The organism is Tardiphaga robiniae, from assembly GCF_013359755.1.
GTDB classification, from domain to species: Bacteria; Pseudomonadota; Alphaproteobacteria; order Rhizobiales; family Xanthobacteraceae; genus Tardiphaga; species Tardiphaga robiniae.
In genome coordinates, this window is sequence record NZ_JABMCJ010000093.1 from 257,497 (window position 1) to 269,777 (window position 12,281).

The window sequence follows — 12,281 nt, forward strand, 5'->3', positions numbered from 1 at the left end:
CCCGGTTTTGCCTGTCTTTCACACAGGGCTGCAGAGTGCTATCTGCAGCCGATGAGCGACACTTTCCCAGATCAAACCGCGCTGGTGCTGTTCTCCGGCGGCCAGGATTCCGCAACCTGTCTGGCCTGGGCGCTGGCGCGCTTCAAGCGCGTCGAGATGCTCGGCTTCGCTTACGGCCAGCGCCACGCCATCGAACTCGACAGCCGCGACAAGCTGCTGGCTGGCGTGAAGGCCTTGAATGCTGATTGGGCCACGAAACTCGGTGACAGCCACACGCTGGACATCCCGACGCTATCAGCCATCTCCGACACCGCGCTGACGCGTGACGTCGCCATCGAGATGGGGGCCGACGGCCTGCCCAATACGTTTGTGCCCGGCCGCAATCTGGTGTTCCTGACATTCGCGGCAGCGCTGGCCTATCGACGCGGCATCACCCACATCATCGGCGGCATGTGCGAGACGGATTACTCCGGCTATCCCGATTGTCGCGACGACACCATCAAGGCGCTGCAGCAGGCGCTCAATCTCGGCATGGCCAAGAATTTCACGCTGCACACGCCGCTGATGTGGCGCGACAAGGCGGCGACCTGGGCGCTGGCGCATGAGCTCGCCGGGCAGGGCCTCGTCGACCTGATCCGCGAACACTCGCACACCTGCTATCTCGGCGAACGAGGTTCGCTGCACGACTGGGGCTATGGCTGCGGCAAATGCCCGGCCTGCGAACTGCGCGCCAAAGGCTGGCGCGCGTTCGCAGCCACAGCTGTCTAGACCGACATCGACTCACGGACCTTGGCCGCTTCGCTGGCACTGAGGCCCGTCAGTGGCGGTCGCACCCGCAGCCAGTTGTCATTGTTGTCACGCTTCGCCAGCAGCACCTTCAGCGAGGGAAGCTGCACATAGGTCGACACCGCATTGCGCGTCGCCACGATCCGCTCCTGCGCGGCCGCTACCTCAGCCGCCTTCGCCGGATCGTTGAAGCTGGCGAATACGGTCGCAAGCTCACGGCTGACGAGGTTCGACGCCGCCGTGATACAGCCGGCGCCGCCCAGCGGCAGCAGCTTCAGCATCAAGGGATCGGCGCCGACCAACACGGAGAAGCCTGGGAAGCGCTCGACGATGGCCTTCATATTGGAAAACTCGCCTGCCGAATCCTTGATGCCAACCACGATCTCCGGGAAGCGCTTGCGCAACCGATCGATGACGTCGAGCGAGATCGGCACCGCCGACATCTGCGGGATGTGATACAGCACGACGCGCAGGCGCGGATCGTTGACGCGCTCGATCACGGCCGTATAGGCGTCGACGATACCGTCATCGGACACGCCCTTGTAGTAGAACGGCGGCAGCATCACGACAGCGCCGACACCACTGGCGACAGCGTGCTTCGTGAGTTCGACGGTTTCCATGATCGACGCAACGCCGGTGCCCGGCAGCAGCTTCGACGGCGCGATCCCCGACTTCACCACCGCGTCCAGCAGCGCCATGCGCTCGCGGGACGACAGCGAATTGGCTTCGCCGGTGGTGCCGAGCATGGCAATGCCGGTACAGCCATTATCGAGCAGGCGCTGGCAGTGCGACGTGAACAGTCCCTGATCGACCGTGAGGTCGGCGTTGAAGGGGGTGGTCGCCGCGCAGTAGACGCCGGCCGGAAATGGTGCAGTCATGGTGAAGCCTCCCAGATTGGTTGTTTGAGATGTTACGGCACGACGGGCCGCGCCGCAGCCTTGTTCAGGGCATGATCTGCCCGCCATTCACCTCGATGACCTGGCCGGTAATGTAACTGCTCATGGTCTCGTCGGCGAGGAACTGATAGGCGCCGACGCAATCCTCCGGCGTGCCGATCCGGCCCAGCGGAATCCCCTGGCGGGCGCCTTCGAGCTGCTCCGCGGTCGAATAGCGCTGATGGAACGGCGTCATGATCACGCCCGGCGCCACCGCATTGGCGCGCACGTTGAACGGAGCCAGTTCCTTCGCCAGCACACGCGTGATGGTCGAGACAAAACCCTTGGCCGAACCGTAGAGGCCGGCGCCGCCGCTGCCGCCATTGCGGGCCGCAACCGAGGTCGTGTTGATGATCGAGCCGGAACGCTGCGCCTCCATGATCTTCGCGGCCTTGCGGCAGGCGAAGAACACCGAGCCGATGTTGAGATCGACCACGTCGTCATACTGTTCGTCGGTGGCATTGGCGATCGAGGTGCGGCCGAACATGGCGCCGGCATTGTTGATCAGCACGTCGATGCGGCCGAGCTTGGCATGGGCTTCGTCGATCACGCGCGCAGCCTCAGCGCGCTCCGACACGTCGCCGCGGAGCAGCTCGGCCGTGCCACCACTCGCGCGGATATTCGCGACCACTTCCTCGGCGCCTTCCGGATTGCCGTTGTAGTGCACGATCAGCCTGGCACCGAGGGCGCCGAATTTCCTCGCCACGGCAGCGCCGATGCCGGAGCTTGCGCCGATGATCACGATAGCCTTGCCGTTCAGTCCGTTGGTCACGCCTGGTCCTTTCCGATTGAGCGAGCGTTCGACCACGATTTCAGCAGCCTGACAAGTTGTCAGCATTTGTGCGATGCAGCACGGTATTTGATCAGATCAAGCGATTTAACTGTTGTATATCAATGTAATACGGCCCTGATAGCTCATCCGCACTACATTGACATGTTGACAAGTTTGCCGTCGCCTCTCATGGTCGCCGAAATTTTTGGGCGAGGAAGTGTTTCCATGCGACGGCGCTCCCGGGCGATCGGACCGTCACACGAAACCTCCACCGCCATTCCTGTGAGCTGCGGTTTGACCGATCATGAAGCCGATTGATCCCTCTGAATTGCCTGAAGCGCCGCGTCCGCGCGGTGCCGCTGGTTCGCTCGTCGACAAGGTCTATGGCGAACTCGCGCAGCGCATCGCCAATGGCGACTACGCACCGGACCAGAAGCTGCCTGGCGAGCACGAACTTTCCGACATGTTCGACGTCTCCCGCCCGGTGCTGCGCGAAGCCCTCGGCCGGTTGCGCGAAGACGGCCTGATCATGTCGCGACAGGGCGCAGGCAGTTTCGTCCAGATGCGTGCGCAGCCACAGCCACTCGGCTTCGCGCGGGTGGAGACCATCGCGGACATCCAGCGTTGCTTCGAATTCCGCATCACCATGGAAGCCGATGCCGCGCATTTTGCAGCGCTCCGACGCAGCGACGACAATCTCGGCAAGATGGAAGCAGCGCTCGGCCTGCTGCGCGAGGCGACGAAGAAGCGCAAGCATCGCGAAGACGCCGACTACGCCTTCCATCTCGCTGTCTCCGAGGCGACCAACAATCATTATTTCGCGACCTCGCTGAACGCCCTCAAGGACCACGTCGCTGTCGGCATGAAGCTGCACGGCCTGTCGCTGATGGGCCCGCGGCCCGGCCTTGAACAGGTGTTCGAGGAACACAGCAGTATTTTTGAAGCGATCCGTGATCGCGACGCCGAAGCGGCGCGCACGGCCATGCGTCTCCATCTCGAAAGCTCGCGCGATCGCCTGTTCGAAGGCCGACTGCTCGACCTCTCGTTCCGGTGACGGGGAGAGTGAATTGACTGACCATACCGCATTTCTTGCAATGCTTGCCGGCATCGTCGGCGACCGACACCTGATCGGTCCCGGCGGCGATTTCGAACCTTATGTGGTCGACTGGCGCGGCCGCTATCACGGCAAGGCGCTGGCCGTCGTGAAGCCTGGCTCGACGCAGGAAGTCTCATCCATCGTGAAGGCCTGCGCGGCCGCCGGCATCGCCATCGTACCCCAGGGCGGCAACACCGGCATGTGCGGCGCAGCCACGCCGCTCGCCGACCGCACCACGATCGTGTTGCGTCTCGATCGCCTCAACAAGATCCGTAGCGTCAGCCGTCTCGGTGACTCCATCACCGTCGATGCCGGCTGCATCCTCGCCGACATCCAGAAAGCGGCCGACGATATCGACCGCCTGTTTCCGCTCAGCCTCGGCGCTGAAGGTTCGTGCCAGATCGGCGGCAATCTTTCCACCAATGCCGGTGGCACCGCCGTGTTGCGCTACGGCACCACACGCGAACTCACGCTTGGCCTCGAAGTCGTGCTGCCCGATGGCGAGATCCTCGACGGCATGACGGCGCTGCGCAAGGACTCCACGGGCTTTGACACCAAGCAGCTCTTCATCGGCGCCGAAGGTACGCTCGGCATTATCACCGGCGCGGTGCTGAAGCTGTTTCCGAAGCCACGGGCGAGGGCGGTGTCCTTCGCCAAGCTGAACAGCATCGATGCGGTGCTCGACCTGCTCGCACAGGCACGTACCGAACTCGGTGACCGCATCGGCGCCTTCGAGGTGATGTCGCGCGGCCAGATCGAGGTGATCGCCGAGAACCTGCCGCTAGTGAACATCCCGTTCGAGCTGGATACGCCCTGGTATGTGCTGATCGAACTCGTCGATACGCTGGTGTCGGTGGATCTGAATGCAGCGCTCGAAGCGTTGCTCAGTAACGCCTATGAGCGCGAGCTGATCACCGATGCGCTGGTGGCCTCCAGCGAGACGCAGGCCGCGGCGTTCTGGAAGATCCGCCACAGCGTGTCGGAAGGCAGCAAGAAGGCCGGTTACGTCATCTCGCACGATAGCGCCGTGCCCTTGTCGCAGCAGGCAACGTTCGTCACGCAGGTGGAGAAGCGCATCGCTGCCTATCGGCCCGACGCACGCATCGTGATGCACGGCCATATCGGCGATGGCAACATCCACATCCTCGCGATCATTCCAGGCCTCGAGCAGAACCAGAAGGATCAGATCCAGGACACGATCCGCGGCATCAACACCATCGTCGATGAAGAGACCGTCGCGCTCGGCGGCAGCATCAGTGCCGAGCACGGCATCGGCATCGCCAATCGCGAACGGCTTGCACGCGTCACCAAGCCGACCGAGCTGCGGCTGCTGCGTAGCGTCAAGCAGATGCTGGATCCGAACGACATCATGAATCCCGGAAAAGTGCTGCCTGCGCAATAGGCGAGGCGGCCGCAAGCATTCATCAGAACACTCATTCGAGAAGAGGAACACGCATGAAGATCAAATCCATCCTGATGGCGGCCTGCGTCGCCGTGGGCGCCGTGGGGCAGGCGAGCGCGCAAGATGCGAAATACCCCACCAAGCCGATCACCATCGTCGTGCCCTTCGCGGCCGGCGGCACCGTGGACATCATCGCCCGCATGGTGTCGGAGAACCTGCAAAAGAAGCTCGGCGCCACCGTGCTGGTCGAAAATATGGGCGGCGCCGGCGGCAATATCGGCGTCAACCGTGTCGCCAAGGCGCAGCCTGATGGCTACACGATCGGCCTCGCCAGCACCTCGCCGCTGGCGATCGCGCCCTCGCTCTATGGCAGCAAGCTTCAGTTCCAGCCGGAGAAGGATCTGGTGGCCTTCGCCCAAGTGAGCATCGTACCTAACGTGCTGGTGGTGAATCCCGATCGCATCAAGGCCCGCACGGTTCCAGAGTTGATCGAATACATGAAGGCCAATCCAGACAAAGTGACGTTCGGCTCGGCCGGACCGGGCACGTCGCAGCATCTTGCCGGCGAGCTGTTCCAGCAGATGACCGGCACCAAGATGGTTCACGTGCCCTACAAGGGCTCGAGCCAGATGGTCACCGACCTGATCTCGGGTCAGATCGACATCGCTTTCGACAATGTCCCGCTGCTGCTGCCGCATGTGGCCGGCGGCAAGCTGGCAATGCTCGCCACGGCAACGCCGAAGCGCGCCGAGTTCGACGCGAATGTTCCCGCCGTCGCCGAATTCCTGCCGGGCTTCGAGGCTGTCGCATGGCACGGCTTCATCGCGCCGGCGGCAACGCCGAAGCCGATCGTCGACAAGCTCTCGGCGGAAATCCGCGAATTCATGAGCCTGCCGGAAACCAGGAAGAAGATGGCCGAACTCGGCGCTGTCGCTGTCGCCATTCCGCAGGATGAATTCACCAAATACATCGCCAGCGAGACACAGCGCTGGAAGGGTGTGATGGAGAAGGCCAACGTCACGATGAACTAGGCGACCGCGCAGGTGGTGACGACGTCACGTTCGTCACCACCCCCAATATCGAGCGTCCACCAAAGGACGCCGACGATCAAAATAGAAAAACACATGGAGGAATGTTCAATGAGACTTCGGTCAATCCTGACGGCTGCCTGCCTGACGCTTGGAACGCTCACGCAAGCGACGGCCCAGGACACGAATTACCCGAGCCGCCCGATCACCAGCATCGTTCCGTTTGCCGCCGGCGGCACCGCCGATATCTTTGCGCGCATGGTGTCGGAACATCTGCAGAAGAAGATGGGCGCGACCGTCATCATCGAGAATGTCGGCGGCGCCGGCAGTATCATCGGCGTCACCCGCGTCGCCCGCGCTACGCCTGATGGCTACACGATCGGCCTTGCCAGCACCTCGGCGCTGTCGATCAATCCGACGCTGTATGGCGCAAAACTGTCCTACAATCCCGAAAAGGATCTCGTGCCGATCGCGCAGATCAGCATGGTGCCGAATGTCCTGGTGGTGAACCCGACCAGGATCGCGGCGCGCACGGTGCCGGACCTGATCGCCTATATCAAAGCCAATCCCGACAAGGTGACATTCGGCTCGGCCGGCGTCGGCACCACGCAGCATCTTGCCGGCGAACTGTTCCAGCAGATGACCGGCACCAAGATGGTGCACGTGCCCTACAAGGGCTCGAGCCAGATGGTTACGGACTTGCTGAGTGGCCAGATCGACATCGCCTTCGACAACGTGCCACTGCTGCTGCCGCACGCCGCGGCCGGCAAACTCGCGATGCTGGCAACGGCCTCGCCGAAACGCGCCGAGTTCGATCCGAACCTGCCGGCGGTGTCGGAATTCCTTCCGGGTTTTGAGGCCGTCGCCTGGCACGGCTTCATGGCACCGGCCGGAACGCCGAAAGCCGTCACCGACAAGCTGTCAGTTTCGATCCGCGAATTCATGCAGTTGCCCGAGACGAAGAAGAAGATGTCCGAACTCGGGGCCGTCGCCGTGGCGGTCCCGCCGGATGACTTCGCCAAATACATCGCCAGCGAAACGCAGCGCTGGAAGAGTGTGATCGAGAAGGCCAACATCACGATGAACTGAGCTGTGCCGTAGGGTGGGTCAGCTTCGCTCATTCACCCTACGGCTGCGTCTCCTTCACCGATGCCAGATAGCGCGACAACCGATCCGCATCGGGCGTGTGGTGGCTATGGCGGTCGCGAAGTTCGGCCGGGGCGCTCCAGCCGGGCTCGATCCCGGACATGTCAGGCAATTCATGCGCGATGCCCTTGTGGCAATCGATACAGGTGCGCTCGCCGGTGACGAGGAACTTGGCATGGATCGCCGCCGCGCGGGGCGCCTGTTTGGTGAAATCCATTGCGATCGCCGAGTGGCAGTTGCGGCACTCCAGCGAGTCATTGGCCTTCAGGCGCGCCCATTCATGTTTGGCAAGCTCCAGACGCATGTCGAGGAACTTCTCGCGCGTCGAGATCGTGCCGAAAATCTTGCCCCACACTTCCTTCGACGCCTGCATCTTGCGCGCGATCTTGTCGGTCCAGTTATGCGGCACATGGCAATCCGGACAGGTGGCACGCACGCCGGATCGATTGGCGAAATGCGGCGTTCGCTGCAGCTCCTGATACACGTTGTCACGCATCTCATGACAGCCGGTGCAGAATTTCTCGGTATTGGTGACTTCCAGCGCCGTATTGAAACCGCCCCAGAAGATCACGCCACCGAGGAAGCCGCCCAGCGCCAGAACGCCAAGACTGATATGCGTGGCCGGTCGGCTGGCGATGCGCCAGAACCACAGAAACTTGGATATCAACCACTTCATGGCGCTCACCTGCCGGATGCCTTCATGTCGGTGAAGGTGTTCGGGACGAGCGGACGCGCATCGGTTTGCGGCACGTGGCAGGCCGTGCAGAAATAGCGTCGCGGTGTCACATCGGCGAGCATCTGGCCGTCGCGATCCATGAAATGGGTGATGCTGATCATCGGCGCACCGGAGCCTTCGGTATATTCGCGGCGATGGCACTCAAGACAGCGATTAGCTCGCAGCGTGAGCTGATAGTTCTCGATCGAATGCGGAATGACCGGAGGCTGCTCCGGATAGTTCCGCATCACGCGCTTGTCGTCGGTGACGGGCCGCGGGAAGGGCGGCGCAGGAACGTCGCCCATGGGCTGCGCTGCGCCGGTGACGCGCGGCACGATCCGTGGCGTTGTCTGGACAGACTGCGCATAGATCGCACCGGACACCAGCACCATGGCGCCGGCGATGATTGCCGCGATGACCGTCTTCATCGCACTTAAACGGAAACGATCTTGACCGCGCATTTCTTGAAGTCCGCCTGTTTGGAGATCGGGTCGGTTGCATCCAGCGTGACCTTGTTGATCAGCTGGCTGGCATCGAACCACGGCACGAACACCACGCCGCGGGGCATGCGGTTGCGTCCGGTCGTGTCAACGCGCGTGCGGATCTCACCGCGCCGCGACATCAGCCGGATTTCGGCGCCCTGGTTCAAGCCGCGGGCGCGCGCGTCTTCGGCATGCATGAAGCAGCGCGCGCCGGGAAACGCCTTGTAGAGCTCGGGCACGCGCATGGTCATCGAACCGGAATGCCAGTGCTCCAGCACGCGGCCGGTTACCAGCCAGAGATCGAACTCAGCGTCGGGCGACTCGGCCGGCGGCTCATAGGGCACCGCGATGATGCGCGCGCGTCCATCCGGGTTGCCGTAGAATTCGATCTTCTTGCCCGGTTTGACGTAGGGATCGAGACCTTCGCGGTAGCGCCACTTGGTCTCCTTGCCATTGACCACCGGCCAACGCAGTCCGCGCACATCATGATAGGTGTCCCAAGGGGCGAGGTCGTGGCCATGGCCGCGGCCGAACGTGGCATATTCCTCGAACAGCCCCTTCTGCACATAGAAACCGAAGTCCTTGGACTCGTGGTTTTCATAGTCAGCGGGGATTTCGCCGACGGGAAATTTGTCGACCTCGCCGTTGCGATACAGCACGTCGAACAACGTCTTGCCCTTGTAGTTCGGGTTGGCGTCGAGGAGGGCGGCGGGCCACACTTCGTCCGTCGTGAACCGCTTCGAGAACTCCATCAGCTGCCAGAGATCCGAGCGCGCCTGGCCGGGCGCATCGACCAGCTGGCGCCAGACATGAGTGCGTCGTTCGGCATTGCCGTAGGCGCCTTCCTTCTCGACCCACATCGCCGCCGGCAGCACGCAATCGGCGGACATCGCCGTCACCGTCGGATAGGCATCCGACACGACGATAAAGTTGGCAGGGTTGCGGTAGCCCGGATAGGTCTCGCCCGAACTGTTGGGCGCCGCCTGCACATTGTTGTTCACTTGAACCCAATAGAAGTTCAGCTTGCCGTCATGCAACATGCGGTCCTGCTCGACGGCGTGATAACCGATCTTGTCGGGCAGGAGGCCATGCGGCACGCGCCAGATTTCTTCAGCGTGCTTGCGGTGCTCCGGATTGGTCACCACCATGTCGGCGGGGAGACGGTGCGCGAAGGTGCCGACCTCGCGCGCCGTGCCGCAGGCCGATGGTTGGCCCGTCAGCGAGAACGGCGAGTTGCCCGGCTCGGAGATTTTGCCGGTCAGCAGATGGATGTTGTAGACGAGCTGATTGGCCCAGACGCCGCGGACGTGCTGGTTGAAACCCATGGTCCAGAGCGACATCACCTTGCGCTTCGGATCGGCATAGAGCTCGGCGAGCTCCAGCAGAAAGCCGGGCTCGACACCGGTCAGCTTCGACACCTTCTCGAGCGAATAGTCCTTCACGAATTCGGCGTAGGCCGCGAAATCGATTGGCGTCGTCGCTGCGGCCGTGGCTGCGCCCTTGGCTTTCTTCTCCAGTGGATGTTCGGGACGCAGCCCGTAGCCGATATCCGTCGTGCCCTTCACGAACGTCGTATGGTTGTTGACGAATTCGGTGTTCACGCGACCAGTCGAGATAATGTGGTTGGCGATGAAGTTGAGAATGGCAAGATCAGTGCCCGGCTTGAACACGATCGGGATGTCGGCAAGGTCAGAGCTGCGATGCGTGAAGGTCGAGAGCACCGCGACTTTCACATGCGGATGACCAAGGCGGCGATCGGTGAGGCGCGTCCACAGGATCGGATGCATCTCGGCCATGTTCGAGCCCCACAGCACGAAGGCATCGGCGGCCTCGAAGTCATCATAGCATCCCATCGGCTCGTCCATGCCGAAGGTGCGCATGAAAGCCACGGCCGCAGACGCCATGCAATGCCGTGCATTGGGGTCGAGATTGTTGGAGCGGAAACCCGCGCGCATCAGCTTGGTCGCGGCATAACCTTCGAGGATCGTCCACTGGCCAGATCCGAACATACCGATCGCAGTCGGTCCTTTTTCTTTCAGCGTCGCTTTGGCGCGCTGCGCCATGGTGTCGAATGCTTCGTCCCAGCTCACCGGCGTGAGTTCGCCGTTCTTGTCGAACACGCCGTTCTTCTTGCGGAGGAGGGGCGTGGTCAGGCGGTCGGCGCCGTACATGATCTTGGAGAGGAAGTAGCCCTTGATGCAGTTCAGGCCGCGGTTTACTTCCGCCAGCGTGTCGCCATGGGTGGCGACGACCTTGTTGTTCTTGACGCCGACCATGACGCCACAACCGGTGCCGCAGAACCGGCACGGCGCCTTCGACCATTTGATGGACAGCGACCCGACGCCGCCGGCAATCGACTGAGCGGCCGCCGGAACGTTGATGCCAGCCGCCGCTGCAGCGATGGCTGCTGCCTGAGCCTTGAGTAGATCACGCCGCGAAAGGGGCATTTCGTCGTTCTCCTAGTCGAGACGCTGTTCGAAGACCATGTTGGCCGAGAGCACGCCCGGCCACGATGAGATGTCTGCGAGCATCGCACCTAGTGCGCCGCTGCCTGGACCTTCGAGAACCGCCACGAGTTTGGAGGCCGTGCGGTGATGTATCTCGACACCGGGAAGGCTCGACAACCGCGCAGATACTGCGTCGATATGGGCCGGAAGCACCGACACGACGGCGCTGGAGATGTGCTCATTGTCGTGCGCGGACGCGCCGGCGGTCGCGCCGGTCAACAGAGCGCGTCTGGTGAATTTGTCTGTCATGTGAAAGTCCTAGTGAAGCAGAGGCGGGCCGGGCGGGCCGAAAATCATCTGGGTCATCCAGACCAGAAAGCCGTAACCGCCGACCACGCCCACCGCGACGACGGGCCAGATGAGAACGACGATCGTGAGAAAGACGAGCAACTCCGACATGCGGCTGTTGCGCCTTTGAGCCTCTGCAGGCTGAGCGATATTCTGGTCCGTCACCATACGCTCCCCCTTCGGTTTGCGGCCATATGCCTGGAGAAGAGGCGAGATTCGCCTAGAGCGAGGGCAATATGCCTGCTGCAGCGCCCACCTTCTTTGCGCTGGATCAAACAACAAACTCTGCGGAGGATTTATTTGATATCGTTGTTCTGATCGCGATGTCGTCGTGCAGAGCCGCTCGCATCAGAATCTTTGATGACAGTTTTATTTGATTGCGACAGCTGCTCGGCGAAATCGCTCGTTCCGGAAGGCGAGCAATGGATCGAGAGATGTGCAATTCGTTTGGTCAAACGCCGCTTTTTGCGGGCCTGGACGAGGGCGCACGCGGCATCGTCATCGAAGCTGGCAGAAAGCACGTTCTGGATTGCGGTTGTTCGCTCTGGCAACAGGGCGACGTACCGGCGATAATCGCTGTGGTCATCGATGGTCAGCTCAAGAAGACAATGATCGATGCGCATGGCGCGCAGAAAACGCTGCAATTCATGCGACGCGGCGATCTCGCCGGAGCCGCATCGATGTTCGGCAATTTTTCTCGCCCGACAACCCTGCGCGCGACAGTCGCGACCGAACTGCTGTGCTGGTCCGCCGATCGCTTCAGCGGACTGATGCATGTTGTTCCGCAGCTCGCGATCAATGTCCTCGGTATCGTCGGACGGCAAACCGATCATCTGCTGCGCCGTCTTCACGAGGCAACGAGTGAGAATGCCGATCGACGTATCGCACGGATCGTTCTGCGCCTGGTGCGGGAAGGAGATCCGGATGGTGAGTGCGTTCCGATCGAACTGAGGATCTCGCGCCAGGAACTGGCCGAACTCAGCGACACCACGCTATTCACGGTCAGCCGCACCGTTTCGGCCTGGAACCGGATGCTGATCCTGAAAGCCGGTCGCGGCCGCTTGACGGTCATCGATCCCGCCAGACTCGCGGGCCTGGCGGGCGACGTGCGGGCGCACTGAGGC

General features: G+C 62.3%; 13 protein-coding genes. 6 read left to right on the plus strand and 7 right to left on the minus strand.

From position 1 onward, the window contains the following. Window positions 1–51 precede the first annotated feature (51 nt). Window positions 52–768 (plus strand): 7-cyano-7-deazaguanine synthase QueC, encoded by a 717-nt coding sequence (gene queC / locus HP556_RS25425; protein WP_175369012.1) that lies wholly within the window; start codon window positions 52–54, stop codon window positions 766–768. Here the strand turns inward: queC and HP556_RS25430 are convergent. Both HP556_RS25430 and HP556_RS25435 read right to left on the minus strand, forming a co-directional pair. Further along, window positions 765–1,664 (minus strand): dihydrodipicolinate synthase family protein, encoded by a 900-nt coding sequence (locus HP556_RS25430; protein WP_175369013.1) that lies wholly within the window; start codon window positions 1,662–1,664, stop codon window positions 765–767. The two genes, queC and HP556_RS25430, sit on opposite strands and share 4 nt — an antisense overlap. A gap of 64 nt (window positions 1,665–1,728) precedes the next feature. Next, on the minus strand, window positions 1,729–2,493 hold the full coding sequence (locus HP556_RS25435) for an SDR family NAD(P)-dependent oxidoreductase (protein ID WP_338117614.1): 765 nt from the start codon (window positions 2,491–2,493) through the stop codon (window positions 1,729–1,731). A 304-nt stretch (window positions 2,494–2,797) separates the two neighbouring features. On the opposite strand from HP556_RS25435, the gene HP556_RS25440 reads away from it, so the two are divergent. The 4 genes from HP556_RS25440 (at window position 2,798) to HP556_RS25455 (ending at window position 7,108) form a co-directional block, all read left to right on the plus strand. After that, window positions 2,798–3,547: a FadR/GntR family transcriptional regulator gene (locus tag HP556_RS25440; RefSeq protein WP_120289701.1), complete on the plus strand. Its 750-nt coding sequence runs from the start codon at window positions 2,798–2,800 to the stop codon at window positions 3,545–3,547. A gap of 13 nt (window positions 3,548–3,560) precedes the next feature. After that, window positions 3,561–4,991, plus strand: coding sequence for an FAD-binding oxidoreductase (locus tag HP556_RS25445; RefSeq protein ID WP_246297898.1), 1,431 nt, complete (start codon window positions 3,561–3,563; stop codon window positions 4,989–4,991). A 53-nt stretch (window positions 4,992–5,044) separates the two neighbouring features. Further along, on the plus strand, window positions 5,045–6,022 hold the full coding sequence (locus HP556_RS25450) for a Bug family tripartite tricarboxylate transporter substrate binding protein (protein WP_175369015.1): 978 nt from the start codon (window positions 5,045–5,047) through the stop codon (window positions 6,020–6,022). 108 nt (window positions 6,023–6,130) lie between these two features. After that, a complete protein-coding gene (locus tag HP556_RS25455; RefSeq protein WP_175369016.1) occupies window positions 6,131–7,108 on the plus strand; it encodes a Bug family tripartite tricarboxylate transporter substrate binding protein in 978 nt (325 codons plus the stop codon). A gap of 37 nt (window positions 7,109–7,145) precedes the next feature. Here the strand turns inward: HP556_RS25455 and HP556_RS25460 are convergent, their stop codons facing one another. Genes HP556_RS25460 through HP556_RS25480 form a run of 5 tightly spaced genes read right to left on the minus strand, consistent with a single transcriptional unit; the run spans window position 7,146 to window position 11,322 of the window. Then, window positions 7,146–7,841 (minus strand): NapC/NirT family cytochrome c, encoded by a 696-nt coding sequence (locus HP556_RS25460; RefSeq protein ID WP_089264317.1) that lies wholly within the window; start codon window positions 7,839–7,841, stop codon window positions 7,146–7,148. 5 nt (window positions 7,842–7,846) lie between these two features. After that, window positions 7,847–8,341 carry a nitrate reductase cytochrome c-type subunit gene (locus tag HP556_RS25465; RefSeq protein ID WP_175369017.1) on the minus strand — a complete coding sequence of 165 codons (495 nt, stop codon included), beginning with the start codon at window positions 8,339–8,341 and terminating at the stop codon, window positions 7,847–7,849. Continuing rightward, window positions 8,314–10,809, minus strand: a complete 2,496-nt coding sequence (gene napA, locus HP556_RS25470; RefSeq protein ID WP_175369018.1) for a periplasmic nitrate reductase subunit alpha — start codon at window positions 10,807–10,809, stop codon at window positions 8,314–8,316. Before napA ends, HP556_RS25465 begins: the two co-directional genes overlap by 28 nt. A gap of 12 nt (window positions 10,810–10,821) precedes the next feature. After that, window positions 10,822–11,118, minus strand: a complete 297-nt coding sequence (locus tag HP556_RS25475) for a chaperone NapD (protein ID WP_175369019.1) — start codon at window positions 11,116–11,118, stop codon at window positions 10,822–10,824. A 9-nt stretch (window positions 11,119–11,127) separates the two neighbouring features. Then, window positions 11,128–11,322: a nitrate reductase gene (locus HP556_RS25480; protein WP_420878700.1), complete on the minus strand. Its 195-nt coding sequence runs from the start codon at window positions 11,320–11,322 to the stop codon at window positions 11,128–11,130. Window positions 11,323–11,534: 212 nt separating this feature from the next. On the opposite strand from HP556_RS25480, the gene HP556_RS25485 reads away from it, so the two are divergent. After that, a complete protein-coding gene (locus HP556_RS25485; RefSeq protein WP_175369020.1) occupies window positions 11,535–12,278 on the plus strand; it encodes a Crp/Fnr family transcriptional regulator in 744 nt (247 codons plus the stop codon). Window positions 12,279–12,281 lie beyond the last annotated feature (3 nt).